This window comes from Bradyrhizobium icense, assembly GCF_001693385.1.
GTDB lineage: Bacteria > Pseudomonadota > Alphaproteobacteria > Rhizobiales > Xanthobacteraceae > Bradyrhizobium > Bradyrhizobium icense.
In genome coordinates this window covers 836,174-860,243 of the sequence record NZ_CP016428.1, presented here as the reverse complement: position 1 = coordinate 860,243, position 24,070 = coordinate 836,174, and the positions used below count along the sequence as shown (strand labels likewise).

Annotated in this window: 25 protein-coding genes and 1 pseudogene; 7 read left to right on the top strand and 19 right to left on the bottom strand. The window is 62.8% G+C overall.

Features of this window, described 5'->3' with window-relative positions:
- Positions 1-29: 29 nt before the first annotated feature.
- The 4 genes from tolB to tolQ form a co-directional block, all read right to left on the bottom strand.
- Entirely contained in the window at positions 30-1,361 is a 1,332-nt protein-coding gene (gene tolB, locus LMTR13_RS04100; RefSeq protein WP_065726787.1) for a Tol-Pal system beta propeller repeat protein TolB, read from the bottom strand.
- Positions 1,362-1,446: 85 nt separating this feature from the next.
- A complete protein-coding gene (locus tag LMTR13_RS04095; RefSeq protein WP_065732410.1) occupies positions 1,447-2,370 on the bottom strand; it encodes a cell envelope integrity TolA family protein in 924 nt (307 codons plus the stop codon).
- A gap of 54 nt (positions 2,371-2,424) precedes the next feature.
- Positions 2,425-2,901 carry a biopolymer transporter ExbD gene (locus LMTR13_RS04090; RefSeq protein WP_065726786.1) on the bottom strand — a complete coding sequence of 159 codons (477 nt, stop codon included), beginning with the start codon at positions 2,899-2,901 and terminating at the stop codon, positions 2,425-2,427.
- A 36-nt stretch (positions 2,902-2,937) separates the two neighbouring features.
- A complete protein-coding gene (gene tolQ, locus LMTR13_RS04085) occupies positions 2,938-3,651 on the bottom strand; it encodes a protein TolQ (protein WP_065726785.1) in 714 nt (237 codons plus the stop codon).
- Between the two features lie 1,000 nt (positions 3,652-4,651).
- Here tolQ and LMTR13_RS04080 point away from each other — a divergent pair.
- Positions 4,652-5,359, top strand: a complete 708-nt coding sequence (locus LMTR13_RS04080; RefSeq protein ID WP_065732409.1) for a ferritin-like domain-containing protein — start codon at positions 4,652-4,654, stop codon at positions 5,357-5,359.
- 233 nt (positions 5,360-5,592) lie between these two features.
- Here the strand turns inward: LMTR13_RS04080 and LMTR13_RS04075 are convergent, their stop codons facing one another.
- From LMTR13_RS04075 to LMTR13_RS04035, 10 genes are all read right to left on the bottom strand, one after another.
- Positions 5,593-7,008 carry a PQQ-dependent sugar dehydrogenase gene (locus LMTR13_RS04075; protein ID WP_065726784.1) on the bottom strand — a complete coding sequence of 472 codons (1,416 nt, stop codon included), beginning with the start codon at positions 7,006-7,008 and terminating at the stop codon, positions 5,593-5,595.
- Between the two features lie 222 nt (positions 7,009-7,230).
- Complete coding sequence (locus LMTR13_RS43500) at positions 7,231-7,608, bottom strand: twin-arginine translocation signal domain-containing protein (protein ID WP_197520996.1); 378 nt, start codon at positions 7,606-7,608, stop codon at positions 7,231-7,233.
- 385 nt (positions 7,609-7,993) lie between these two features.
- Positions 7,994-8,755: a serine acetyltransferase domain-containing protein gene (locus LMTR13_RS04070; RefSeq protein ID WP_065726783.1), complete on the bottom strand. Its 762-nt coding sequence runs from the start codon at positions 8,753-8,755 to the stop codon at positions 7,994-7,996.
- A 183-nt stretch (positions 8,756-8,938) separates the two neighbouring features.
- Positions 8,939-9,424: a DUF2852 domain-containing protein gene (locus LMTR13_RS04065; RefSeq protein WP_065726782.1), complete on the bottom strand. Its 486-nt coding sequence runs from the start codon at positions 9,422-9,424 to the stop codon at positions 8,939-8,941.
- A gap of 108 nt (positions 9,425-9,532) precedes the next feature.
- On the bottom strand, positions 9,533-10,243 hold the full coding sequence (locus tag LMTR13_RS04060; protein ID WP_065726781.1) for a TetR/AcrR family transcriptional regulator: 711 nt from the start codon (positions 10,241-10,243) through the stop codon (positions 9,533-9,535).
- A gap of 158 nt (positions 10,244-10,401) precedes the next feature.
- Positions 10,402-10,827 carry a YciI family protein gene (locus tag LMTR13_RS04055; RefSeq protein WP_065726780.1) on the bottom strand — a complete coding sequence of 142 codons (426 nt, stop codon included), beginning with the start codon at positions 10,825-10,827 and terminating at the stop codon, positions 10,402-10,404.
- A gap of 28 nt (positions 10,828-10,855) precedes the next feature.
- Complete coding sequence (locus LMTR13_RS04050; protein WP_065726779.1) at positions 10,856-11,272, bottom strand: YciI family protein; 417 nt, start codon at positions 11,270-11,272, stop codon at positions 10,856-10,858.
- A 123-nt stretch (positions 11,273-11,395) separates the two neighbouring features.
- Positions 11,396-11,764, bottom strand: coding sequence for a nuclear transport factor 2 family protein (locus LMTR13_RS04045; protein WP_065726778.1), 369 nt, complete (start codon positions 11,762-11,764; stop codon positions 11,396-11,398).
- Positions 11,765-11,778: 14 nt separating this feature from the next.
- Positions 11,779-12,432, bottom strand: a complete 654-nt coding sequence (locus LMTR13_RS04040; protein ID WP_065726777.1) for a glutathione S-transferase family protein — start codon at positions 12,430-12,432, stop codon at positions 11,779-11,781.
- A 56-nt stretch (positions 12,433-12,488) separates the two neighbouring features.
- Entirely contained in the window at positions 12,489-13,040 is a 552-nt protein-coding gene (locus LMTR13_RS04035; RefSeq protein ID WP_065726776.1) for a dihydrofolate reductase family protein, read from the bottom strand.
- Positions 13,041-13,155: 115 nt separating this feature from the next.
- Between LMTR13_RS04035 and LMTR13_RS04030 the strand changes: the two genes are divergently transcribed.
- The 3 genes from LMTR13_RS04030 (at position 13,156) to LMTR13_RS04020 (ending at position 16,442) form a co-directional block, all read left to right on the top strand.
- Positions 13,156-13,653 (top strand): winged helix-turn-helix transcriptional regulator, encoded by a 498-nt coding sequence (locus LMTR13_RS04030; RefSeq protein ID WP_065726775.1) that lies wholly within the window; start codon positions 13,156-13,158, stop codon positions 13,651-13,653.
- Positions 13,654-13,865: 212 nt separating this feature from the next.
- Complete coding sequence (locus tag LMTR13_RS04025) at positions 13,866-15,551, top strand: methyl-accepting chemotaxis protein (protein ID WP_065726774.1); 1,686 nt, start codon at positions 13,866-13,868, stop codon at positions 15,549-15,551.
- 102 nt (positions 15,552-15,653) lie between these two features.
- Positions 15,654-16,442 (top strand): SDR family NAD(P)-dependent oxidoreductase, encoded by a 789-nt coding sequence (locus LMTR13_RS04020; protein WP_065726773.1) that lies wholly within the window; start codon positions 15,654-15,656, stop codon positions 16,440-16,442.
- Positions 16,443-16,855: 413 nt separating this feature from the next.
- On the opposite strand, the gene LMTR13_RS04015 is transcribed toward LMTR13_RS04020, so the two are convergent.
- Both LMTR13_RS04015 and cobS read right to left on the bottom strand, forming a co-directional pair.
- The gene (locus LMTR13_RS04015; RefSeq protein ID WP_197520995.1) at positions 16,856-17,425 is read right to left on the bottom strand and encodes a histidine phosphatase family protein; all 570 of its coding nucleotides are present in this window, start codon (positions 17,423-17,425) and stop codon (positions 16,856-16,858) included.
- The gene (gene cobS / locus LMTR13_RS04010; RefSeq protein ID WP_065726771.1) at positions 17,422-18,180 is read right to left on the bottom strand and encodes an adenosylcobinamide-GDP ribazoletransferase; all 759 of its coding nucleotides are present in this window, start codon (positions 18,178-18,180) and stop codon (positions 17,422-17,424) included. Before cobS ends, LMTR13_RS04015 begins: the two co-directional genes overlap by 4 nt.
- Positions 18,181-18,291: 111 nt before the next feature.
- On the opposite strand from cobS, the pseudogene cobT reads away from it, so the two are divergent.
- The 3 genes and pseudogenes from cobT (at position 18,292) to LMTR13_RS03995 (ending at position 22,397) form a co-directional block, all read left to right on the top strand.
- Positions 18,292-19,307: pseudogene (cobT, locus tag LMTR13_RS04005) on the top strand (nicotinate-nucleotide--dimethylbenzimidazole phosphoribosyltransferase).
- A gap of 191 nt (positions 19,308-19,498) precedes the next feature.
- Complete coding sequence (ybaL, locus tag LMTR13_RS04000) at positions 19,499-21,232, top strand: YbaL family putative K(+) efflux transporter (RefSeq protein WP_065726770.1); 1,734 nt, start codon at positions 19,499-19,501, stop codon at positions 21,230-21,232.
- A gap of 727 nt (positions 21,233-21,959) precedes the next feature.
- Positions 21,960-22,397: a hypothetical protein gene (locus tag LMTR13_RS03995; protein WP_065732408.1), complete on the top strand. Its 438-nt coding sequence runs from the start codon at positions 21,960-21,962 to the stop codon at positions 22,395-22,397.
- A gap of 105 nt (positions 22,398-22,502) precedes the next feature.
- Here LMTR13_RS03995 and LMTR13_RS03990 read toward each other — a convergent pair whose 3' ends face one another.
- The 3 genes from LMTR13_RS03990 to LMTR13_RS03980 all read right to left on the bottom strand — a co-directional run bounded on the left by LMTR13_RS03990 (position 22,503) and on the right by LMTR13_RS03980 (position 24,070).
- Positions 22,503-22,916: a VOC family protein gene (locus LMTR13_RS03990; protein WP_065726769.1), complete on the bottom strand. Its 414-nt coding sequence runs from the start codon at positions 22,914-22,916 to the stop codon at positions 22,503-22,505.
- Positions 22,917-23,087: 171 nt separating this feature from the next.
- Positions 23,088-23,624, bottom strand: a complete 537-nt coding sequence (locus LMTR13_RS03985) for an SRPBCC family protein (protein ID WP_065726768.1) — start codon at positions 23,622-23,624, stop codon at positions 23,088-23,090.
- Between the two features lie 32 nt (positions 23,625-23,656).
- Positions 23,657-24,070 (bottom strand): DoxX family protein, encoded by a 414-nt coding sequence (locus LMTR13_RS03980; protein ID WP_065726767.1) that lies wholly within the window; start codon positions 24,068-24,070, stop codon positions 23,657-23,659.

Sequence of the window (24,070 nt, the reverse complement as noted above, 5' to 3'; positions counted from 1 at the left end):
CGACTGCGCTGCCGCGCAGTCAGGTTCCATCACGACAATAATGGCGACCAAGCCGGATCGGACGCAAAACCGGGCGTTGGCACCCGCAATTCATTGCGACCTGAGATATCGACCGTGAAGAGCGACGGCCCGCCGCTGCCGCCGGGGTCGCGGAAGAACATCACGACCCGGCCGTTCGGCGCAAAGGTCGGCCCTTCATTGTGGAAGCCGGAGGTGAGGATGCGTTCGCCCGAGCCGTCGGTCTTCATGATGCCGATGGCAAACGCGCCGCCGCCCTGTTTGGTGAAGGCGATGTAGTCGCCGCGCGGCGACCACACCGGGGTCGAATAGCTGCCCTCGCCGAACGAGATGCGCTGCGCGCCGCCGCCAGTGGCCGGCATCACGTAGATCTGCGGCTTGCCGCCGCGGTCGGACTCGAAACAGATCCGGCTGCCGTCGGGCGAATAGGACGGCGAGGTGTCGATCGCCGGCGTATCGGTCAGCCGCGTCGTCGATTTCGAGCGCAAATCCATCACGAACAGGTTCGAGTTGCCGCCCTGCTGCAGGCTCATGATGATGCGCTGGCCGTCCGGCGAGAACCGCGGCGAGAACGACATGCCGGGGAAATTGCCGACGATCTCGCGCTGCCCGGTCTCGACGTTGAACAGATAGACGCGCGGATCGCCCTGGCCGAACTCCATGTAGGTGATCTCTTGCGTCGACGGCGAGAAGCGCGGCGTCAGCACCAGATCGGAGCCCCTGGTCAAGTACCTGACATTGGCGCCGTCCTGATCCATCAGCGCCAGCCGCTTGACGCGGCGCTCTTTCGAGCCCGTCTCGTCGACGAACACGACGCGGCTGTCGAAATAGCCCTTCTCGCCGGTCATGCGCTCATAAATCTGGTCGGAGATGATGTGGGCGATCCGCCGCCAGTATTCCGGCGAAGTGAAATATTGCTGGCCGGTGAGCTGCTGGTTAGTGTTGATGTCCCAGAGGCGGAATTCCGCTTTGAGGCGGCCGTCGCCCTGCCGCGTCATCCGTCCCGTCACCAGCGCCTGCGCGTTGATCTGCTTCCAGCTCTGGAATTGCGGTGCGGTGTCGATATTGGTGATGCGCTCGATATGAGCAGCCTGATCGATCGGCGCGAACAGCCCGCTGCGCTTGAGATTGTTGGTGATGACCTGCGCCACGCCGACGCCGACCTCGGCATCGCCCGGCGTGCCGGCCACGAAATTCGGGATCGCGATCGGCAGCGGCGTGAATTCGCCCTCGGGAATGATAACCCGCTTCGGCGCTTGCGCGAAGGCATTGCGACCGCCGGCGACCGCGCCAAGCGCAGTCATTCCGGCAATGATCTGACGGCGGCTCGGGCGATACAGCATGTTCCGCAATCCATCTTTGTCAGTCATCGCTTCAAACTTTGCATATCCGTCATTGCCAACAAGTGTCCGCCACGTGACCAAATCGTTAGACTTTTTCCTTGAACACCGGCGCGAAATATTTCCATTCCTCGTAGAAGGCCGCCGGCAGCTTGTACGGCTGGCATTCGATGATCGCGCGCAGTGCGCTCTCCTGATAGACGCGAAGGAAAGGCGTTGACGGAATGCCTTCCGGAACCGGCGCGCCTTCGAGCGTGCCGTCGCGCTTCAAACGAATGGCAAACGCGACTTCAGGCTTCTGCGACTCGATCCCGCCATAGGGTTTCTTCCAGCATCGCTCGACCTGCCGCTGGAACATCGAGCCCCATGTCGCGGAATTATCCGCAGCCGCGCCCTTGGCCGTGCCAAGGGCGGCATTGGAATTCAGCGTGTCGCCGGTCGTGGCCTGACGCGACGGATCACGCTTGTCGAGCAGGGCCGCGATCTGGTTCTGGTCGAAGTGCCGCTCCACGATCCGCTGCTTCGGCACCTCCGGCGGCTTGGCAGCCTGCACCGGCTTCGGCGGCGGCTTCTTCTCTTCCTTCTTGAGGGTGTCGCCGATCGGATCGACCTTCGGCGGATCGGGCTTTTTCTCGACCTGCTTGGGCTCTTCCTTCGGCTTCTCGACGACCTTCGGCGGGTCGGGTTTCTTCTCGACCGGCTTTTCCTCGACCTTCGGCTGCGGAGGCGGCGCAGTCTCGGTCACGACCGGCGCCTTCTCGGTGATCTTGCCGACGGCATCGTCGACCGGCTTGGCTTCGGCGACTTTCTCGACCAGCGGCTTCGGGTTTTCCTTCTTGCCGGTCTTCATGCCGGCCATCACCTTGGCAAGCTGGTCGGGCGAAACGACATCGACCGCGACCGACTCTTCCGGCGGCATTTCGAGCGCCTTGGTCGAGAACGACAGCATCACCCAGCCCAGCACGAGCACGTGCAGGGCAACCGACGCCATCACCGTCTTGTCGACCTTGATCTTCACTCGAGCTTTCCCGCTCCGCCCTCAATCATCCGCACGCCGCTGCATGGCTCAGGAGCCTTGCTCCGGCACGATCACAATATTCGCCTTGAACCCCGCCTGCCGAATATACCCCAATAATTTCATCATATCCGTGTAACAGACGTCCTTGTCGCCCCGCAGGTATACCACGCGCTCGGCCTCCGATCTGGTCTCCTTGATCGCCGTTATCTTGGGCAGGAGTTCACCAGCCGGAATCAGCGTGTCCCCGAGATAGAGCTCGACGTTGGAATTGCAGGTCCCGCCGGTGCGCTTGACCGACAGCGTCAGCGGCGGCGCGTTCGCTTGCAGTTGCTTGCCGCCGCCGGCGACGGGGAGATCGATATCGATCGTTGAAGTCATCAACGGCGCCGCCACCATGAAGATGATCAGCAACACCAGCATCACGTCGACCATCGGCGTGACGTTGATCTCCGCCATCACGGCGGCACGCCGCCGGCCCCGGCGTCCACCGCCGCCTCCGGCCGAACCTGCCATGTTCATCGCCATGATCTTGATCTCACGATGCGCTCGTCATTTGCCATCTCACGCCCGCTCGTCGATCTGGCGGGACAGGATGGCGGAAAACTCGTCGGCAAAGCCCTCCAGCCGCTGCGCCTGCCGGTTCACCTCGGACGTGAACTTATTGTAGAAAATGGTCGCCGGGATGGCGGCGATAAGACCGATAGCGGTCGCAAACAGCGCCTCCGCAATGCCGGGCGCCACGACCGCCAGCGAGGTGTTTTTCGACGCTGCGATCGACTGGAAGCTCGACATGATGCCCCAGACGGTTCCGAACAGGCCGACGAACGGCCCGGCGGAGCCAACCGTCGCCAGCACCAGCAGCCGCCGCTCCAGCCGCTCGACCTCGCGGGCGATGGAGACGTTCATCACCTTCTCGATCCGCATCTGCAAGCCGGCAAAGGAGCGCGACTGGCTCTCGAACGAGCGTTTCCACTCGCGCATGGCGGCGACGAAGCACGCCGCCATCGATTGCGTCGGCTTCGCCGACAGCGCGCGGTAGAGTTCCTCGATCGACTGTCCCGACCAGAACGCCTGTTCGAAGCGGTCCATCGCGCGCTTGGTGCGCGAATAGAGGAAAATCTTGTCGATTGCGATTGCCCAGACCCAGACCGAGCAGGCGAGCAGGCCAAGCATGACGGTCTTCACGACCCAGTGGGCCTGCCAGAACAGCGCGATCAGCGACACGTCGGCGGAGACCAACGGCAAAGCTGACGGAGCCACGTCGGCGGGATTCATGAGCGGTATCCTCTCAACGCAAGTGTCCCTATTTCCTCCGGAGCATATGGCCGCCGGTTCCACAGCCGCGCGTCGGGCGCGGCGATTTGCGCCAGCGCGAGAAGCCTGTTTCCTGTCGCATGGGGGGCCCGCCGAAAGCCGGGCCTTGCTTCCCCTGCCAACATGTCAAAACGAGGGCTGCCAGCGCGTCATTCCGTCCCTAACCAGACGCTTAGCTTGGTTAACTTTAGGTTACCAATAGGGAATTCCATTGCCGGAAGTCCAGTCACGCCGGGCGGTTAAGAAGGCCGGGGGGCCAAGTTCCAGGCCCCCGGAAGGCTGCGGGGCGGCAGGTGGCCTCACCGTTCGGGATGGCGACGCGTCGGCGAGCAGATGAGCGACACGGCTCTCTATCGTCATCCCCCGCGCCGGCGGGGATCCAGCACTCTGCGGCTTATCGGTTCAGTTACTGGCGCCGTCTTGTGCGCCATTCGCGTCCATCGCATCTTACCGCACGTTCGTGACGATCGCGAGCCGCCCCTCCATCGGGTGAGACGGGCGGAGTTATGCCGATGATTTGCCCCTCGTGTTAAGTGGAATGTTTCTGAGTCCCGGACTTGACACGATTTCTGAAAATCAGAAGCGATTTGCCCGACAAGTGGATTTGTCGCGGTTCCTTTCCGTCATCTCCGATGCGCCGCTTGGAACGTGACCTGCGGCCTCACGTTGTACCGCGCCAGCAGCAGGCTGGTACCGAGGTCGCGCCATGAGCGCCCTCAATAGCGCTGAACAGTGAGTGGCGCGGCCCCCAATCCAGAACGGAGGAGGTTACGCCATGGATGCATTGCGCATTTCCCGCCGGCAATCGATCGCCGGCCTATCGGTCGCAGGACTCGCGGGACTGCTTATTCCACCTGCCTATGCCCAGCAGAAGCGCGAGACCACGGGCGTTGGGATCGGCAAGAAGGGAGCAGCAATCGACGACGAGGACATTTTTACCTTCGCGCTGAACCTCGAATACATGGAAGCCGAGTTCTATCTGCGCGCAACGACCGGCAAGGGCATCAGCGATACCGATGCCGGTATGGATGCCGGCAGGGTCGTCGGCGGCCACGAGGCCCAATTCAAAGAGAAAGCGATCCGCGAGTTCATCGAAGAGACGGCGGAGAACGAACTGGCCCACGTTCGCTTCTACCGCAAGACACTTGGCCGAAGCGCCATTTCACGACCTGCGATCGACTTCGACGCCGGCTTCAAGGCTGCTGCTCAGGCTGCCGGATTGCCTGCCGATTTCGACCCATTTGCCGATGACATGTCGGTTCTGCTCGGAGGCATGCTGTTCGAAGACGTTGGCGTGACTGCCTATGCGGGCGCGGCTCCCCTGCTGAAGAAAAAGGAATTCCTGGAAGCGGCGGCCGGAATTCTTGCTGTTGAGGCCTACCACATGGGAATGGCGCGCTCTCAGCTCTACATGATGGGCGAGAAGGCATGGGACGCCGCCAACGCAATCTCGGATGCACGGGATAAAATTGACGGGACCCCCGAAAAGGAAGACGAGGGGATCAGGATAGACGGCAAAGCCAACTTCGTTCCTTCAACGCCCGACGCAATCGCGTTCACGCGTACGCCGCAAGAGGTTCTGCGCATCGTCTATCTGACCGAGAAGGCCGGTGTCAGCAAGGGCGGGTTCTACCCGAACGGAATGAACGGAGAACTCAAGACGACCTGACCGCGATACGCACTCTGCCGCATGTGTTGGTCATCCCTGCCGAGTGCGCGGTTGCGCACGAAGCAGGGACCCACTGGCTTTTCGTCGCTTGGAAATCTCCCGGCGTGCAATTGCACATCGCTGCTGCATGATTGCTTCGCAGCGGTCGCGGCCGCCGCACCCGATATCACGCGCAATCCAGGTTGTGACCGTGCCGGCATCCGCCGCGCTGGCTGTTCGGACGAGCAATCTACCTAGCGTGGCGCCTCAGTATTGCCATCGGTCTTGTCTGTGCGGTTCTGAGACCCCGTGTAAGCGATGCGCCAGATGGTGCCGCCGGTGTCGTCGGCAACGAGCAACGAACCGTCCTTGGCAATCGCAAGCGCGGCAGGTCGGCCCCAGACCTCCGCCCGATGCATGCCGGAGATCCAGAAGCCGACGGCGAAATTCTGATACCAGCCTTGCGGACGGCCATCCTTGAACGGAACGAACACGATCTTGTAGCCGGTTGGCTCGGATCGATTCCACGACCCTTTGAGTGCAACAAAGGCGCCGCCTCGGAATTCAGGCGGAAACTGTTCGCCATCGTAGAACACCAGATCCATCGCCGAGGAGTGCGCTTCGAACAGAAGGTCGGGCTTGATTGAAGCCTTGACCTTGTCTGGTTTCAATTTGGCGAAACCCGGCTGCGGGTGCTGACCGATATAGGCGTAAGGCCAGCCGTAGAAGGCGCCCTTCTCGACGCGCGTGAGATAATCGGGCGGAAGCCGATCGCCGAGACCGTCGCGCTCCTGAACCACCGCGTAGAGATCGCCCGTTCCAGGTTCGAAGGCGAGCGCCGTCGGATTGCGCAATCCCGAGGCGAACGTGGCTTGGTTCGCGCCGTTGGGATCGAAGCGCTGGATCGTCGCCTTGACCTCCGGTTCAACACCGATGTTTCCGGACGAGCCGACGCCGACGAACAGTCCGCCAGTCTTGGGGTCAATCGCGAGGTGTCGGTTAGCATGGCCTTGAACGATGCCGAATACGCCCTTCCCGGTGATCATTTCCTCGCCAACCACGGCGGGCGAAGGTTTGCGCTGATCCGGCGGCACATCGGCAGCCTTCGGCTGCTCGCCACCTCGGCCTGCACGCAATGCGCCAAGCCGGTGCGGCACCTTCCAGATTCCATCCTGATCCGCGACCAGGACGTGATCGTCCCGCCAAGCGAGTCCGTAAGGTTGGTTGAGTCCCTCCGCGTGGCGCTGAATCCAGTCGGCCTTGCCGTCCCCGTCCTCATCGCGCAGCAGTGTGAGATACCCCGCCTTCTGTTCGGCCACGAGCACGTCGCCGTTCGGCAGCACAAGCAGACGCCTCGGATGCTCAAGGCCGGTCATGAAGGCTGTCGTGATGAAGCCTTCAGGGACGCGGGGCGTTTGGCCCTGGTGGGGGATGACAAGGGAGCGGCTGCTGACGACCGGACCGGTCTTCGGGGACGGCAGGTCCTCCGCTTTGACCGTGAACCGCCATCCAAGTTCCTGGTCGGGCAATAGCGCCGGGTCCGCCGGCTTTTCTGCCGGGGGCTGAGCGGCGGGCGCGTTTTTACGCTGAGCCCAGGCCGGTGCAAGCGCAAAGCCAATCGCAACAAGGGTTGCCGCAAGGGTCACGAGGCGGGAAGAAGGGATTTTCATTGCGAGCCTCCCATCGAAGTCGAGTCAGGCTTTTCGACTTTAGATACTTGAGTGCAGCGCCGCCTTCCGGTCGATCAGTGGTCTGCCCTTGAATCGTCTTTGCTGCCGCCAGACATTCGTTTTCTGCACCGCTATGGTCACGGCACAGCCAATATGCCACTCGGCCAAAAACGACTGTCAGCGCAGGCAGGGCTTACGGTACCGTACGCGTTGGCGGCAGTTCTAGTAACTGCTTCCGCCTCCACGCGCACCTCCGCCGCCGGAAGCACCGGGCGCTCGGCCTCGACTGGCGGCTCGGTAATGGCGACACCAGCCGTTGGCGCTGATGCGTCCCTCGACGATCGTGCAGGTCCCTCCGCGGAAATTGACGCAGCCGCCGCAGCGCTGGGATCCATTTGGACTACCGCGATACTGGGCCGATGCTTTGCTGACTTTTCGCCGGCCGCGTATCTCTTGCAGCAGCCCGTCGTCCAATGGCGAAGGCGTAATCGGCGGCGCCGCCCATGCCGGCAGCGCGGTCCCGGCCAGTGCCGCTCCACAAAGGGTTTTTCCAATAAAATTGCGGCGCGAAATGGATTCCTTTTTCGAATGCTCGCTCACGGGTGCCTCCAAGGTTGTGGAGGGACCATTCGCGGTCTCCCAGACGATCAAAACAATTTACCGAGGGAAGCGTTGTTCCGCGCATTGCCGACTTTTCCTTCACAGCGGGTTGCGCAGATCGCAGCTAAGGCCTCGCAGCGCCGGCAGGGCGCCCTCCGACAAAATCAGGGCAGCCATATTACCTCTTCTTCCCAGCTACGATGTTCGAGAATGTCGGCGTGACCACCTATGCGGGCGCCGTGCCACTGCACAAGAAAAAGGAACGGGTCACGAGAACGTGCGCCCGGCGACGAGCGCAAGGGCGCTCGCGGAGTGATGACAGACTGTCAGAAGGCGATCGGGAATGGATGGTGGTGGGCACAGCGCGGGATCTGCGATGTCGTGTTCAGGCCGGCGCCGTCGTTTTTGGGCAATTGGTCAACCGCGCGGGAACGCCGACGGCGGTGCAGCCGGGCGGCACATCGTGCTCGACGACTGCGCCGGCGCCGATCTTGGCAAAATCGCCGACACTGACATTGCCGAGAATGGTCGATCCGGCGCTGAGCAACACTCCCCTGCCGATCTTCGGCGCGCGGTCCGGCTCCGCATGTTTTCGGCCGATGGTGACGTTCTGCAGGATCGTTACTTCATCGCCGATCACGGCAAAGGCGCCGATGATGATGCCGGTGGCGTGATCGAGAAACACCGAAGTGCCGATCGAGGCGGTGGGGTGAATGCTGACCTGAAGCTGATCGGACGACAGGCTTTGCAGCAACAGTGCGAGATCGCAGCGGCCTTGATGCCAGAGCGAATTGGAGAGGCGCCAGGCTTGCAGCGCGACGTAACCCTTGAAGTTTAATAGTGGCGGCAAAAGCGTCGTGGTCGCGGGATCGTGAAAAGCAATGCTTTGCAGATCGCGGCACGCCGCGTCGATCAGATCAGGTGAGCCAGCGAACGCTTCGCGCGCGAGCTGCGCAAAGCGCGCGCGGTCCGCCGGCGTCTTGCCGAGCCGCGCGCCGATCTGATGGGACAGCGCGTGAGCGAAATCGGGAAGATCGAGAATGGCCGATGATAGCCCGGTGCCGAACACCGGGTCGCGCGCCACGGCGCTTTCCGCTTCACGCCGGATCGATCGCCAGAGCTGATCGACAGATGCAATTCCGTTCATGGCAGCCGCCTGGGATTAGCGCGTCCGCACAATATAGGCCGGCTGCGGAATAGCGCCACCACGCCTTCCCCGGCCCACAACAACAAACCGCCCACCTGCTCTCGCAGATGGGCGGCTGTATCCGCCGTCCGGCGTCATGGGGGCATCACGCCTGAGGCTGAATGCGGATTCCGAGGTCGAACTTCAGCCCTGCTGCGGCTGGTCGTTCGGCGGGGTCGGACGCTGCTTGTGCTGCGCCATGAACGCGTCGAACTCCTCCTTGTCCTTGGCGTGGCGCAGGCGCTCGAGGAAATTCTTGAACTCGACCTGCTCTTCCTCGAGCCGGCGCAGGGTTTCCATACGGTACTCGTCGAAGGCGCGGTTGCCGCTCGACGGCGGGCCGAAGCCGAAGCCGCCAAAACCGCGGCGCTCCATGCGGTCACGCATCCGGTCCATCTTGTACTGCATCCGCTCCATCTTGTTCTGCCAGCGATCACCGTGGCTCCAGCAACCCATTTTTCTGCTCCCTAGTGTGAATAAGAGAAGGGCAAGCCCGATCGGCCACCAGATGATGAAGCCGAGGATAGTCACCACGATCCAGCCGGGGTGCCAGGGGCTCTCAAGCATATGCGGTCGATAGGTCTGTTCCGTCGGACCGCGCCATCGATTGACATCTGCGGTGTAGGCCATTTCCCTCTCCATGACGGCGATCACGCCGTTGTGAATGTAAATAACATTTACATACCTAAACCATCCCGCGTTTTTGTCAAGCGCGCGGCTGGACGCACCTTCGAAAAATTATTTGGGAGTTCCCCATGGACCGGCCGGCGGCACCGGTGGCGGGCCTGCGGGCTTCTGGTCGGAAGCCCGGCGGTCGGTCGGGAAGCCGAGGCCGCGCAGATAGATCAGCACTTGCGCTTCCAAGAGATCTTCCGGCGACATCGGCAGCTTGCGCCGCGCCGCATCGCCACGCCCGAACAGCGAGGCCACACCGTGCGCCATCGACCAGATATGCAGCGCCATCATCATCGCCGGCGGCCGCGGGGTTCCGGGTGGCGTCATCGCTGCCAGCCGCTCGGCGGCGGCGCGGATAATGGCGAATGCGCGCTCGCTCGCGGCCATCAACGTCGGGTTGGAATCGACTGGAATCCCGGATTCGAACATCGCCGAATAGAACGCCGGCTCGTTGCGCGCGAAGGCGAGATAGGCCTTGCCGACCCGCTCGAACGCAGTGACGGTGTCGGGGCGGCCGTCGTCCCAGGCTTGCACGAGCATCGCCTCGAACTGCTCGAAACCACGTTGCGCGATCGAGGACAGCAATTCATCGCGGTCGCGAAAATGGCGGTAGGGCGCGGCCGGACTGACTCCGGCCATGCGTGCGGCGTCCGCAAAGGTGAAGCCGGCCGGGCCCTTTTGCGAAATCAGGTCGAGCGCCGCCTGCAGCAATGCCTCTTTCAGATTGCCGTGATGGTAGCCACGCTCGCCGCGGCGGTCCTTTTGCCAGCTCATGTGAATGGCTTTTACATGAGCGGGACGCAAAGGTCACTTAATTTGAACGTTAAGGAAGATTAACGGGCGGCGGCAGATGGTGCTGCCTCCCTCGCCCCGCTCTCGCGGGGAGAGGGAGTGGAGACAGCGGCTCGGGGGAGAAGCAGGCGCCGCGAGGCTCACCGTGCCTTGTGCGCATTTCCCTTCTGCAGTTCGTCGAAGCCTTTGGCGGCCTGCTGCACTTCCTCCGAGAAATCGCCGATTTCCTGCACCTGGCGGATCTCGATGATCTCGTTTTCGGACGCCGGGCACCTCTGCGCCCACTCGATCGCCTCCTCACGCGACTTCACGTTGATCATCCAGTAGCCGCCGAGTACTTCCTTGGCCTCCGTGAACGGGCCGTCGGTAACGACAGGCTTGCCGGTGGCGAAGGAGACCCGCGCACCCATCGAGGGCGGATGCAGCCCGTCGAGCGCGATCAGCACGCCGGCCTCCTTCAGCGCCTCGTTGTATTTCATCATCGCTTTGACCCGTTCAGGGTCGAGCTGGACGTCGGGCGGCGCGGTCTCGTAGCCGAGGGGGATCATCAGCATCATGAATCGCATGGTGGGTGTCCTTGTTGTTCAGTTGCCGTCACTTCTTCGCGGTCTGCGCCCGCAGCCGCTCTTCCTGCTCGCGAAGTTCGGGCGTGAGGGCTTCGCCGAAGTCCTCGGTCGAAAACACCTGGCGAATTTCGATCTCGTCGCCGTCGCCGAACGGCGCGCGCTTCATCCAGTCGATCGCTTCATCGAGCGATTTGGCGTTGATCAGCCAGAAGCCGGCGACGAGATCGCCCGAGAGCGGGAACGGCCCGCGGCTGGCACTGCCCTGCCCGCCTGCATACTTGATCCGCGCGCCATTCGAGGTCGGGTGCAGGCCCTCGCCCGCTTCCATCATGCCCGCCTGGACCAACTCCTCGTTGAACTTGCCCATCGCCGCCAGTTGTTCCGTACTCGGCATCACGCCGGCTTCCGTATCCTTGTTTGCCTTCACAATCACCATGAATCGCATCGTTATTCTCCGTATTGACCTTCTTGGGCCAGCCACTGCCGCGTCGGCCTTCGTCAACAAGACGCGCGGGCTCTTACGATGCCGACATGTCAGTGGAAATTATTTTGGAGGTAATCGCGGCCGCTATCCCGGCTGCCTGACGAACTTGCCGTCCTGGTAGGCCGCGCCGAAATAGACGTCGATGCGCTTTACCTTGTCGCCGTCGAAGACGAAGAATTCGGTATTGCGAAAACTCTTTCCGCCCTTGGCCGTGCAGCGGTAGGTCACAAAGGCTTCGTCGCCGTCAACCAAAATTCGCTCGAGTTCGTGCCGTTCGATCCAGTCGCTGTTCTGCCAGCAGCGCGCGAAATAAGTGGCTTTGTCGATGTTGTCATCGAACGGACTGGTGAAGCGGAACTCGTCGCTGAAGGCATCCTCGACGAACTCGCGATCGTTGGCGAGATACGCTGTGAAAATCCCGCGGATCGTCTCCGCCCTGCTGGCTCCGGTCATTTAGCGCTCCTCCCTCAAGGCTCCTTGGGCACCATCTGGAAATAGGGCTCGGCTTCCTTCAATACGCGCGCGACGGAGGGGCGCGCCTTCAGCCGCGCGAGATAGGCGCTGAGACTTTTCTGCGCTTCGCCGAACGGCACCGCCATGTTGCCGTAGAACAATGACGGCGCTGCCGCGCAATCGGCGAGGGTGAAATCCTCGCCGATTGCCCAGCCGCCGTTTTCCATCTGGCGCTCGATCATGGCGTAGGACGTGCGCAACTGCACCCGCGCCTCCTCGACGCCGTGCGGGTCCCGTTTTCCTTCCGGCCGCAACCGGTCGAGCATAATCTTCTGCATCGGCAGATGCACATAGAGATCGTAGAAGCGGTCGCGCAGCCGCGTCTGCAACGCCCTGTCAGGATCGCCGGGGATGAGCCGCGTGCGGCCGCCATGGTGGCGATCGAGATATTCGACGATGATGCTGGATTCCGGCACGGTCTGATCCCGCGCATCGTCGCGCAGCACCGGGAACTTGCCGATCCCCCACAGCTTCACCAGCGCGGCTCGCTCGGCCGGATTGCCGAGATCGACCAGATTCGGCGTGAACGGGATGTCGTTCTCGTAAAGCGCAATCAGCGCCTTCCAGCAGTACGAGGCCAGTGGATGGAAATGCAGCGTCAGCGACATGGGAAACTCCCTGACAAGACGGCGCGCCCTCGGGCGCACCGACATTTGATCATCGATTATTGTGCCGCTGCGGGCACGTAGCGCAGGATCACGACGCCGGTCGATAACGGCCGGCTGTCGAGCAGCTTCAGCTTCACCTTGTCGCCCGGCTTGAACAGCGGTGTTCCGCCGCCGAGGATGACGGGGCTTACCGCGATGCGAAATTCGTCGATCAGCCCGTGCGGGATCAGGCTGCTGGCGAGATCGGCGCTGCCGAACAGAAAGATATCCTTGGTGCTGTCGCGCTTCAGCCGCGCGACGGTCCCCGCCACATCGGCGCTGAACATCTGCGTGTTGTTCCAATCGGATTTCTGCACCGTGCGCGAGAAGACGTATTTCGGCGCGGCATTCATGAAGTCGGCAACCTCCCCGGTCGCGCTCGGCCAGTGACCCGCCATCAGCTCATAGGTGACGCGGCCGAACAGCAATCCACCGGCGGCGTTCATCTGCTCGGTCGACAATTGCTCCAGCTCCTCGCCCCAAACGTCGGAGTGCCAGGAGATGTCGCGGTTGGGGCCTTCGACGAAGCCATCCAGCGTCATTAGGTTCCACATGATCACCTTTGCCATTGCGAGTCCTCCCTAAACTGATTGCGAATTGCAACTGGTTGTATCTCTATCGAACTGATGCGATAATGCAAGCGGTTTTTTTGAGGCGCCCTGGCGCCCGTTTTGGGAGACGACCATGACCGATGCCCAGCGCTCCGGCTGCCCGATCAATCTTTCGCTGGAAGTACTCGGCGACAAATGGAGCTTGCTGATCATCCGCGACATGATGTTCGGCAACCGGCGGCATTTTCGAGAGCTATTGACCAAATCGGAGGAAGGCATCTCATCCAACATCCTCGCCGACCGGCTGAAGACGCTGCTTGAGCAGGGCATCATCACCCGCGAGGACGATCCCACGCACAAGCAGAAGGGAATCTATTCGCTGACGGAGCAAGGCATCGAGCTCTTGCCCCTTCTCGCGCAGATGGCGGCCTGGGGTTACAAGTATCTCCCGGTCACGGAAGAACTCGGCATCCGTGCGCGGCTGCTCCGCGATGGCGGACCGAAAATGTGGGCCGAATTCATGGACGAGCTGCGCGAGAGCCATCTCGGGGCGAAGCGGCGCAGACGTAGCGGTCCGTCGGTCGGCGAGCGGCTGCAGGCGGCGTATGAAAGCGTCGTGAACGGAAGGTAGCCCCGGATCCCGGCCGCATGCTCGTCAAGCTGGCGTGGCGCGCGGGGGACATCCTTAAGATCAGCATTACGTCGCGAAGTTATCCGTCATCTTACGGAGAACAGCGTTAACGGATTCTTTTTGCCTCCCGGTCAACCGTGAACGCTAACGAGGCTCGGATTGAACTGGTCGACGGCCTCTTCATTTCACCGCCATCTGGATGGGGCCTTTCCGTGTTTCAGTTTCTCAAGAATTCCTCGGCCGACAAGGCACTTGCCGACGCGCTCGGCCGCTCGCAGGCCGTGATCGAGTTCAACCTCGATGGCACCATCATCACCGCCAACAACAATTTCCTCAAAGCCCTCGGTTACTCGCTCGCCGAAATCCAGGGCAAGCATCACAGCATGTTCGTCGATCCATCGCAGCGCGACAGCGCGGCGTACCGCGACTTCTGGACGGCGCTCAAGCGCGGCGAATACCAGGCCGCCGAATACAGGCGGATCGGCAAGGGCGGTAAGGAAGTCTGGATCCAGGCGACCTACAGCCCCGTGCTCGACGGCAGCGGCAAACCTTGCAAGATCGTGAAATTCGCGACCGACATCACCGCCCGCAAGATCAAGAGCATGGAGGATGCCGGCCAGATCGCCGCGATCAGCCGCGCGCAGGCGGTCATCGCGTTCGAGATGGACGGCACCATCGTCACCGCCAACGACAACTTCCTGAAAGCGATGGGCTATACGCTCGCCGAAATCCAGGGCAAGGATCACAGCATGTTCGTCGATCAGTCGGAGCGCAACAGCGCCGCCTACCGGCAGTTCTGGGCGAACCTCAACCGCGGCGAAAGCCAACAGGCCGAGTACAAGCGGATCGGCAAGGGCGGGCAGGAAGTCTGGATCCTCGCCTCCTACAACCCCGTGCTCGACGACAGCGGCAAGCCGTTCCGGGTGGTGAAGTTCGCCACCGACATCACCAGCCAGAAGCTTTCGACCGCCGAACTCGCCGGCCAGATCGCTGCCATCGGCAAGTCGCAGGCCGTGATCGAGTTCAACATGGACGGCACCATCATCGGCGCCAACCAGAACTTTCTCCGTGCCGTCGGTTACTCGCTCGACGAAATCCGCGGCCGGCACCACAGCATGTTCGTCGAACAGGTCGAGCGCGACAGCGCGGCCTATCGTGAATTCTGGGCGGCGCTCAACCGCGGCGAATATCAGGCGGCCGAGTACAAGCGGATCGGCAAGGGGGCTAAGGAAATCTGGATCCAGGCGTCCTACAATCCGATCCTCGATCTCAACGGCAAGCCGTTCAAGGTGGTGAAATACGCCACCGACACCACCGCCCAAGTGCTGGTCCGCATGGGCAACGAGCGCGTGCGCGGCATGATGGAATCGGTGGCGGCAGGCGCCGAGGAACTCAACGCCTCGGTCCGGGAAATCTCCGAAGCCATGACCAAGTCGCGCGAGACGGCGGCGACCGCGGTCGGGCGGGTCGAGGCGGCCGACGCCCAGGCGCAGCGGCTGAACGAAGCGGCGCAGGCGATGAGCGGCATCGTGGAGCTGATCGGCAACATCACCGGCCAGATCAACCTGTTGGCGCTGAATGCGACGATCGAATCGGCGCGCGCCGGCGAGGCCGGACGCGGCTTTGCCGTGGTGGCATCCGAGGTCAAGAACCTCGCCACCCAGGCCAAGCAGGCGACCGACAAGATCGGCCAGGAGATCGGCAATCTCAACGGCATCTCCGGCGACGTCGTCAGCGCACTCGACAGCATCAAGACCGCGATCCAGAGCGTCAGCGAATATGTTACCGCCACTGCAGCCGCGGTCGAGGAGCAGAGCACGGTGACCGGCGAGATGTCCTCCAGCATGCAGCGCGCCGCCGCTGAAGCGAAGGCAATCGCGCAGCGCGCCAGCGGCTAGATATCATCGGACAGCGCTGAATCCGCATCATTGTCGCCGCGACACGCGACGGGGCTTGGGTTATAGGAGCGGGAAATCTTCTCTCGCGCCAACGGACCCGTCATGCCCTCCTCCCCGCAAAAAGTTGCTCTCGTCACCGGCGCGGCGCGCGGCATCGGGTTTGCTACGGCGAAACGGTTTCTCGCCGAGGGCTGGCAGGTGGCGCTGCTCGACATCGAAGGCGAGTTGCTGCGCGGCGCGGTCGCCGGCCTCGCCGATCCCGACAACACCCTGGCGCTGCATTGCGACGTCTCCGACGTCAAGGCAGTGGCGAACGCCATGGCGGCGGTGAGCGAACGCTTCGGCCGGCTCGACGCGCTGGTCAACAATGCCGGCATCGCGGTATTCGCGCCGCTGCTCGACACCCCCGACGACGACTGGAACCGTATCCTGCAGGTCAATCTCACCGGCCCGTTCCTCTGCACTAAGGCGGCGGCGCCCTTGATGCGCGAACATGGCGGCGGCGCGATCGTCAACATCACCTCGATCTCGGCGGTGCGCGCCTCCACGCTGCGCTCGGCCTACGGCACCAGCAAGGCGGGGCTCGCGCATCTCACCAAACAGCTCGCGGTCGAACTGGCTTCGCTCGGCATCCGCGTCAACGCCGTGGCGCCCGGCCCGGTCGAGACCGCGATGGCAAAACAGGTCCACACGCCGGAAATCCGCGCCGACTATCACGACGCCATTCCGCTCAACCGCTACGGTCTCGAGGAGGAACTGGCGGAGGCGATTTTCTTCCTGTGCAGCGACCGCGCAAGCTACATCACCGGGCAAATCCTCGCCGTCGATGGCGGCTTCGACGCCGCCGGCATCGGCCTGCCGACGCTGCGAGGCCAGCGGCGGAACGGGTAGTTCCTCAGTGGCTGTGTCGCTTGGAGTGCAGATCAGAACCTAGTGAGAACCGCCTTGGCTGGCGGCCCATCATTGCTGGATCGAGCATTGCTGGATCGAGGAGGCAGGTCATTGTTCAGCGCGCCGCGATGCAGCAATACCGTCTTTTCCGGTGGAACATCCGGCCTCATGCTCGGCGTTCCCAGTGCGAACGCCGTCACGAGCAGCAAAACGCTCGCGCAGATAGTGCTGAGGAAAAGATGATCCATGAGACCCTCAACGAGGGGCCGCATTGTTCGTTCCGCCGGAACGCGTCGCCATTTCGATAGAGCAGCGCTGCGTTTTCAGCGACCGTAGTAGAGGTGAAGGCCCGGTTCCGCGTTCGCTCGCGAAGCCCACGGTGGGCACGTCGCTTTTGCTACCTGTGCTTCGGTCTATCCACGCCGATTCACCGCAACCACGCGCCAGCCATTCTGGAGCCTGTCAATCCGGGTCAGCGACAGCGGATCGATCACGAAACGCAGCGCCTGCTCGGGCGCAAGATCGAGGGCGATGGCGAGCACGGCACGGATCGTGCCGGAATGCACGACCAGGATCGCATCGCCTGCAGGCAGAAGCGAAAGCCCAGCCCTTGCGCGATCGATCTGGTCGACAAAGCTTTCGCCGCCGGGCGGCCGGTTGCTGGCCGGCGCTTTCCAGAATTCGCGATAAGCGGCGCCGAGCTCGGCCAGGAGATCGTCGTGACGCCGCCCGGTCCACGCACCAAAATCCTGCTCTCGAAAGGCAGCCTGTTCGACCGGATCGAGACCCAGCCTCGCAGCCGTCTCCCGCGTGCGGCGCGCCGGGCTGCACACCGCGTGCGCGTTCGCCGGCAATGACGTCTTCAATGCAGCAAAGGCTGTGGCATTGCCGAGATCGGCCGGCGCGTTGGGCCCGTGAATCACGCCGCGTGGACCGTCGACCGGCGCGTGCCGGATCAGCCAGAGATTTGTTGCCATACTCACGGCTGCGCCAGCCGAGCGGCGAGTAGCACGAGGATCGCGGTCTCGGCCACCTGCTCGGCGCCGCCAAGCACGTCACCGGTCTGGCCATTGATTTGCCGCAGCGCCAGCCACGCCACGGCGAACGCGCTGATGCCGGCCACAAGCGCGGCGCCGAGCGCGTTGCTCCACGACAGCGATATCAGCGCGATCGCCAGCGCCAGCCCGCCGGCGATCATCGCCGTTGCTGCATCGGGTTGGCCGGCATTGCGGGCCAATCCGTCCTTGCGCGCATAAGGCAGGTTCAGCGATATCGCAGGCAATATGCCGCGCCCCAGCGCGTGCGCGGCGATCAGGCTCGGCACGACATAGGCATTCGGGATCGCCGCGAGAGCCGACAGCTTCGCCGCAAAACTCACCAGCAGGATCATGGCGCCATAGGTGCCGAGCCGGCTGTCGCGCATGATCTCCAGCTTCGATTCGCGGTTGCGGCCGCCGCCGAAGCCGTCGGCGACGTCGGCAAGGCCCTCCTCGTGCAGCGCACCCGTGATAATGGCGCTGCCGCCCAGCGCCAGCGCGGCCGCAGCGAGATCGGGCACGCCGATCGATCGCAGGCCGAGACACAGTATTCCCACCACCGCACCGATCAGCGCGCCGACCGCCGGAAACATCCGGTGCGCACGCACGAAATTTAGGGGCATCGCGCCATCCGGATGCGGCATCGGCAGCCGCGTCAGGAACGCGACGGCGGTTTTGAAATCGTCGAACCATTCATTCATGGAGATGTCCGGAGAATCGGTCTAGCGTGCGAACCCCTTCCGACCCCATCTGGCACGATCTGATCGAAAAACCGGTCCCACTTTTTCGGATCATGCTTCAAAGAGAATCGCATGCAGTTCGACAGTCTAGACGACATCCGCGCCTGCTGTCGCGACTTGACCCGCGGCGATCGACGATTCGCCGGTCTCGCCGCCGGACGCCAACGGAATCTGACAAAACCGCCGGGAAGCCTCGGCCGGCTCGAAGAGCTTGCGATCTGGCTGGCGGAGTGGCAGGGCCGCGAGATGCCGCGGCTTGAGCGCGTCACGATCGCCGTCTTCGCCGGCAATCACGGCGTCGCCGCGGCGGCGTCTCGGCCTATCCGGCCGCCGTCACCGCGCAGATGGTGGCGAATTTTGCCGCGGGCGGCGCCGCCATCAACCAGATCGCGAAGACTGCAGCAGCCGAGCTCCGGGTGGTGCCGATCGAGCTCGAACGTCCGACGCGCGATTTCACCGAAGCCGCGGCCATGAGCGCCGCGGAATTTCTGAGCGCGGTCGACACCGGATATCGCACCGTGCCCCAGGATTGCGATCTTCTCGCGGTCGGCGAGATGGGCATCGCGAACACGACGACGGCGGCAACGCTGTGCACGGCCCTGCTCGGCGGCGGCGCGGCGCGCTGGGCCGGCCGTGGCACCGGCATCGACGATGACGCCCTGGCGCGCAAACACGCCGCGATCGAGGCTGCGCTGAATTTCCATCGCGATATACTCGGCGATGCGCTGGCGGTGGCAGCCGCACTCGGCGGCCGCGAGCTCGCGGCAATCGCCGGCGCCGTGCTCGCCGCGCGGCAGCATAACGTCCCGGTGCTGCTCGACGGCTTCGTGGCAGGTGCGGCGGTGCTGCCGCTGGCGCGTCTCGACGCTGGTGCGCTCGACCATTGCCGCGCCGGGCACGTCTCGGCCGAATCCGGTCACCGCGATCTCCTGCGCGAACTGGAACTGCGTCCGCTGCTCGACCTCGACATGCGGCTCGGCGAGGCGTCCGGTGCCGGCGTCGCGATCCTGCTGGCGCGCGCCGCACTCGCCTGCCACGCCGGAATGGCAACATTTACCGAGGCCGGCGTCTCCGGCGCGGACGATTGACGCAAAACCCACCAGGCGTGGCCGCATCAACTCAAGGCCACCTTGATCGACGCGCGCTGAACGAATGCGAGTAGTTCTGCGGCGCTCAGTTCTGCCGTTTTGGCATTGAGCATCATTCCGCCTCACTTGGTCGCAGGGTTGGGAAGCACGGCCATGGCAAAATGCGAAACTCGAACCGCGCGGGACAAAGAATGCAGCACGATACGCCTCTCATCGCTACCATCGTCGCCGGCCTGGGGCTCGCTTTTGTGCTTGGCGCAGTTGCTCAGCGCCTTCGAATTCCACCACTCGTTGGCTACTTGCTGGCAGGCGTCGCCGTCGGCCCTTTCACGCCGGGCTACGTTGCAGATCAGGCACTGGCGACCGAGTTGGCCGAGATCGGCGTCATTCTGCTGATGTTTGGCGTTGGGCTTCACTTTTCGCTCAACGACCTTTTGTCCGTGCGCGCGATAGCGCTGCCGGGTGCCATTGTTCAAATCGTTGTCGCCAGCCTGATGGGACTGGGTCTCGCGCTGTTCTTGGGATGGACCATTGGCGCCGGTCTCGTCTTTGGACTGGCCTTGTCCGTCGCAAGCACCGTGGTCTTGCTCCGAGCCATGCAGGAACGGCGGCTGATGGAGACGGAGCGGGGCCGCATAGCAGTAGGCTGGCTGATTGTGGAAGACCTCGCAATGGTGCTCGCGCTCGTCTTGCTTCCGGCTCTGGCCGGCTTGCAGGACGCGAACAGCAACACACTCGCTGCGGACCCGCTGGCGTCCTGGCTCGGGATGGGGATTGGCGGAGTGCTGGCGGTCACCGTTGCAAAAGTCGGAGTCTTCGTTGGCATCATGCTGATCGTGGGGCGGCGCCTGGTTCCCTGGATACTTCACTACATCGCACACACCGGCTCGCGGGAGTTGTTCCGCCTCGCCGTTCTGGCAATTGCCCTTACGGTGGCATTCGGATCGGCGAAGCTATTCGGCGTTTCCCTTGCACTCGGCGCGTTTTTTGCCGGAATGATCCTCAGCGAAAGTGCACTAAGCCAACGAGCGGCCCAGGAAACATTGCCGTTGCGCGATGCCTTTGCCGTACTGTTCTTCGTCTCCGTAGGCATGTTGTTCGACCCCGCAAGCGTACTACGCGAGCCATGGCCATTGCTCGCCACGCTCTTCATCATCATCATCGGAAAATCGGTGGCTGCGTTCCTGATTGTGCTCGCGTTTCATCATCCGGTCGGAACGGCATTAACAATCTCGGCCAGCCTCGCCCAGATAGGGGAATTCTCGTTCATTCTGGCTGAGCTTGGGGTGAAGCTGAACCTGTTGCCGACGGCGGGACGCGACCTCATTCTGGCCGGCGCAATCCTCACCATCATGCTTAATCCGCTGATCTTCGCCGCAATCGACTGGTTGTCCCGGCGCCTGGAGCGAGCGCCCAGCCACGGCGGTATCGACGTTTTCGGCGCCGAGACAACAGGACAGGCTGCCCCGCCCGCAAAATCATCCGCCTCGCCCGAGGCTACGCGTCTGACAGATCATACAATACTTGTCGGCCATGGCCGCGTCGGCAGCATTGTTGCCGATGCTTTGAAGAAGAGCGGTCAACCGTTCCTCGTTATCGAGGATGCCGACGATGTCGTTGCGAAGCTGCGCGACATCAACTTCGAGACCATCGTTGGCAATGCTGCGCGTTCCGATATCCTGAAATCCGCCAATCTTGCCGGTGCACGATATCTGCTGATTGCCATACCGGAAGCATTCGAAGCGGGACAAATTGTGCAACAGGCTCGCGCTGCGAACCCGGGTATCCAGATCATCGCCCGTGCGCACTCAGATGCCGAAGTCGAGCATCTGAGGTCGCTCGGCGCCGATCTCATCATCATGGGGGAGCGGGAGATTGCGCTCGGAATAATTCATGAGCTGTTCGAGTGGCAAGCGCGCAGCTAGCGGCACAACGTTAGCTGTTCCGCCATTCATGGCAGCCCGCCGTGCGTCGAAACATCGCGGGGTGCGGGGGCGATATTCAAGGAAAATGCGCAGTGCTAAATTAGCGGCAGGGGGAGTGGCGATCGGACGAGAGGATGTGTGCAATGTTGCCCGCGAGAGCACCTCAGACGCCTCGCAATATCCAGGCATTTGACCTCATTGCGCCCGACGGGAAAATTCACCGGTTTCCCAAACTTACGCGGCGACAGCGCGCTGCCTTCTGGCTTCACTCTCTTGCAGAACCAGCAATGTTGATGGCTGTTGTACTGGGTCTAATCTACACAGCAGGAGTCGTGGGGAGAGAGTATGGCGAGCTCGCATCTGATCCCTGTATGATTCCTTTTTTGCTATGGGCTCGGCAGTTCGTCGCGTGAGGCCAGCGCCACTGCGAACTCTCCTGTTGCTTCAACTCTTTCGAACAAGTGAGCCCGATAGAGAGCCATTGTGCATGGTCTGCTCTTTACCCATTGCTTGATTTCACGGCCTGCTCAGCGACGCGTCGCTTAGCTCGCGGTCGTCGCGGAAAGAATCGGGGTGAGGAGGAGCAATTGCTCGCGGAACAGCGTTGCGACCGCGTTCTGCGGGTCCAGGCTGCAAGCCGGGATGTCCGGCGCAGGCACTTGACCAAACCTTGCCCATATCTCAGCGTAACTGACCGGGAGGGGCAGTGCTGACGAAGGAGCCGCACATGCGAATGGCGGTCATCAAGCTCATCGTTGTTGCCGCCGCGCTGTCGGCGGCGATCATGCCGGTGCGGGCCGAGATTCGCATTCTCGCCAGCCCCGGCGGACAGGTCGGGCCGTTTCTCGAACTGTTCGATCGCGTGCGCGAATCCGGCGAGCGTGTGGTGATCGACGGGCCATGCCTGTCGGCCTGCACGCTGGTGCTGATGACGGTGCCGGCCGAGCGCATCTGCGTGACCCGCCGCGCGGTGCTCGGTTTCCACGCCGCGCGGTCGATCGATGGCCGCGGCCGGATCTATGCCGAACCGGAGGCCTCGCGCGCGGTGCAGGCGGCCTATCCCGCGCGGGTGCGGGACTGGATCAGCCGGCGCGGCGGATTGACGTCGCGGCTATTGCTGTTGCGCGGGCGCGAGCTCGCCGCGATCTATCCACGGTGCAGATGATTTTGTAGGGTAGGCAAAGGCGCTCTTGCGCCGTGCCCACCATCTTCCCTGTGGCGCGAATGGTGGGCATGCTGGCGCTTTGCCCACCCTACGGCGCCAACGAATCTACATGTCTTCCTTCGGGCAGTTCACCATCCAGGGAATGCCGAACCTGTCGACGCACATACCGAAACCGTTGGAGAAGAAGGTCTTGCCGAACGGCATCCTGACCGTGCCGCCTTCGGCGAGCGCATTGAAGCGACGCTCCGCGTCGGCGGGATCCTCGACCGCCAGCGCAACCGACATGCCCTGCGGCTGGTGGTAATCGCCCGGCGTGGCGTCGGACGCCATCAGCACCTCGCCGTCGACGGTGATGCGGGCATGCATGATTTTCGTTTTCCAGTCCGCCGGCACCGGCATGTCGGCGGGCCCGTCGCCATACGGCATCATCGCCTCGATCTGGGCGCCAAGCGCCTTCTGATAGTACTTCAGCGCTTCCTCGCAATTGCCGTTGTAGAACAGATAGGGATTGACCTGCATCGTGGGCCTCCTTTGGTTGTTATGATGTCAGCGACGTTCCCCGGATGCAGTGCAGCGCAATAGCGATGCGCTGCCATTCCGGGTCCATGTTTGGGTCCTGGCTCTGCGTCGCATCACTGCCGTGCTGCGCCGCGTCCGGGACACGATAGTGTCGAGACAGTGTAGTGACACTCATCTCTCGGTGAGCGTTTTCAGATTGGCGAGACCGACCTCGAAGTCCCTGCCGATCATGCGATCCAGGTTCATGAAAACCTGGATCAGCCTCGACATGAAGTTCGCCGGACCATGCATCAGCCATGTGAAATGGGTGCCATCCCCCTGCGGCAGCATTGTGAACTCGGCGGTGTTGTGGCCTTCGAACGGCTTGAAGAAATCGAGCTTGACGACGATTTTCCGGGGCGTCGCAGCCTCGAGAATTTCCATGCGACCGAAACCGACGTTCTTGTCGCCGTCCCACGCATAGACGGCGCCCGTGCCGCGCTCCGCACCGCCATAGGTGCGCTTCATCGCCGGATCCTTCTCCTCGTAAGGCGACCAGCTCCGCCACTGCTGAAAGTCGGAGATCAGCGGAAAGATCCGCTCCGCCGGCGCCCTGATGCTGATCGTGCGCTGCATCCGCAAGGTATTCGGCTTGGTCGCGGCGAGAATGAGCACCACGGCGATGGCAATCGCCAATATGACGGCGATGATGGCAATGACTTCCAGCATTGTCGAACTCCGTGAATGATCGTTGAAGCTGGTCAGCGGCGAAACGGGATCAAGTTGCGCAGGTTCTTGTCGCGCAGCCACAGCCCGCCCCACAGCATCAGGCCGAGATAAAGCCCGAATAGCGTATGCGTGAACAAGGGGCTGCCGATCCGCACATGCGAGGCCATCGCGCCACCGAGATAGCCGGTGAGCAGGATCGCGCCGAGGATCGAGGTCGGCGGAACGGAATAGAGCACGGTGCAGACGATGGTGACGGCGCCGAGGCCGCGCATCAGGGCGTCGCTCGAACCGTAACCCATTCGGTCCATGGTTTCCGTGACCACCGGCCACGGCACCAGCTTGATGGCGCCATCGATCATCAGGAACAGGATGACCAGGCCGGAGAGGGCACGGCCCATCCAGCGTGCCGGGTTTGAGACAGGCGCGGTCTCGGCGATGACGGTCAT

What these genes read in the sequence shown, in the direction of transcription:
- tolB (WP_065726787.1), bottom strand. Translation starts at nt 1,361, where the DNA reads ATGCTGTATCGCCCGAGCCGCCGTCAGATCATTGCCGGAATGACTGCG.
- LMTR13_RS04090 (WP_065726786.1), bottom strand. Translation starts at nt 2,901, where the DNA reads ATGGCGATGAACATGGCAGGTTCGGCCGGAGGCGGCGGTGGACGCCGG.
- tolQ (WP_065726785.1), bottom strand. Translation starts at nt 3,651, where the DNA reads ATGAATCCCGCCGACGTGGCTCCGTCAGCTTTGCCGTTGGTCTCCGCC.
- LMTR13_RS04080 (WP_065732409.1), top strand. Translation starts at nt 4,652, where the DNA reads ATGGAAGCCGAGTTCTATCTGCGCGCAACGACCGGCAAGGGCATCAGC.
- LMTR13_RS04075 (WP_065726784.1), bottom strand. Translation starts at nt 7,008, where the DNA reads ATGAAAATCCCTTCTTCCCGCCTCGTGACCCTTGCGGCAACCCTTGTT.
- LMTR13_RS04070 (WP_065726783.1), bottom strand. Translation starts at nt 8,755, where the DNA reads ATGAACGGAATTGCATCTGTCGATCAGCTCTGGCGATCGATCCGGCGT.
- LMTR13_RS04065 (WP_065726782.1), bottom strand. Translation starts at nt 9,424, where the DNA reads ATGGCCTACACCGCAGATGTCAATCGATGGCGCGGTCCGACGGAACAG.
- LMTR13_RS04060 (WP_065726781.1), bottom strand. Translation starts at nt 10,243, where the DNA reads ATGAGCTGGCAAAAGGACCGCCGCGGCGAGCGTGGCTACCATCACGGC.
- LMTR13_RS04055 (WP_065726780.1), bottom strand. Translation starts at nt 10,827, where the DNA reads ATGCGATTCATGATGCTGATGATCCCCCTCGGCTACGAGACCGCGCCG.
- LMTR13_RS04050 (WP_065726779.1), bottom strand. Translation starts at nt 11,272, where the DNA reads ATGCGATTCATGGTGATTGTGAAGGCAAACAAGGATACGGAAGCCGGC.
- LMTR13_RS04045 (WP_065726778.1), bottom strand. Translation starts at nt 11,764, where the DNA reads ATGACCGGAGCCAGCAGGGCGGAGACGATCCGCGGGATTTTCACAGCG.
- LMTR13_RS04040 (WP_065726777.1), bottom strand. Translation starts at nt 12,432, where the DNA reads ATGTCGCTGACGCTGCATTTCCATCCACTGGCCTCGTACTGCTGGAAG.
- LMTR13_RS04035 (WP_065726776.1), bottom strand. Translation starts at nt 13,040, where the DNA reads ATGGCAAAGGTGATCATGTGGAACCTAATGACGCTGGATGGCTTCGTC.
- LMTR13_RS04030 (WP_065726775.1), top strand. Translation starts at nt 13,156, where the DNA reads ATGACCGATGCCCAGCGCTCCGGCTGCCCGATCAATCTTTCGCTGGAA.
- LMTR13_RS04020 (WP_065726773.1), top strand. Translation starts at nt 15,654, where the DNA reads ATGCCCTCCTCCCCGCAAAAAGTTGCTCTCGTCACCGGCGCGGCGCGC.
- cobS (WP_065726771.1), bottom strand. Translation starts at nt 18,180, where the DNA reads ATGAATGAATGGTTCGACGATTTCAAAACCGCCGTCGCGTTCCTGACG.
- ybaL (WP_065726770.1), top strand. Translation starts at nt 19,499, where the DNA reads ATGCAGCACGATACGCCTCTCATCGCTACCATCGTCGCCGGCCTGGGG.
- LMTR13_RS03995 (WP_065732408.1), top strand. Translation starts at nt 21,960, where the DNA reads ATGCGAATGGCGGTCATCAAGCTCATCGTTGTTGCCGCCGCGCTGTCG.
- LMTR13_RS03990 (WP_065726769.1), bottom strand. Translation starts at nt 22,916, where the DNA reads ATGCAGGTCAATCCCTATCTGTTCTACAACGGCAATTGCGAGGAAGCG.
- LMTR13_RS03985 (WP_065726768.1), bottom strand. Translation starts at nt 23,624, where the DNA reads ATGCTGGAAGTCATTGCCATCATCGCCGTCATATTGGCGATTGCCATC.
- LMTR13_RS03980 (WP_065726767.1), bottom strand. Translation starts at nt 24,070, where the DNA reads ATGACCGTCATCGCCGAGACCGCGCCTGTCTCAAACCCGGCACGCTGG.